At 72.3% G+C, this 386-nt stretch carries 1 protein-coding gene; it reads right to left on the bottom strand.

The genetic code is table 11. From position 1 onward, the window contains the following. Positions 1-85: 85 nt before the first annotated feature. Positions 86-386: fatty acid desaturase family protein (locus tag CBZ_RS20485; protein ID WP_174768712.1), on the bottom strand; the 301-nt coding region annotated here is incomplete at its 5' end.

Below are 386 nucleotides of genomic sequence, written 5' to 3'. Positions count from 1 at the left end.
CGCCGCGTTCGACTACGGGATCGCATTGCTGTCGGGCGCCCTCGCGGGCGCCCGCGGGAGCAAGGACCACGCGGTCGGCTGACGGCTACCGGGCCGACCGGAGCTCCGCGGCGAGCGGGCACTGGAACGGGTCGCGCGCCGCGAGGCCGACCGCGTTGAGGTGCCGCACGACGATCCCGTACGACCGCAGCATCGTCGTCTCGGTGTACGCCACCCCGTGCTCCGCGCAGAAGTCGCGCACCGTGCGCTGCACGCGACGCAGGTTCGGGCTCGGCATGCTCGGGAACAGGTGGTGCTCGATCTGGTGGTTCAGGCCGCCCATGAACAGGTCGACGAACCGCCCGCCGCGCACGTTGCGGCTCATGAGCACCTGGCGGCGCAGGAAG

The organism is Cellulomonas biazotea, from assembly GCF_004306155.1.
Taxonomy (GTDB): Bacteria; Actinomycetota; Actinomycetes; order Actinomycetales; family Cellulomonadaceae; genus Cellulomonas; species Cellulomonas biazotea.
Note: the sequence above shows the minus strand (reverse complement) of the source record. Positions and strands in the feature narration are given on the sequence as shown.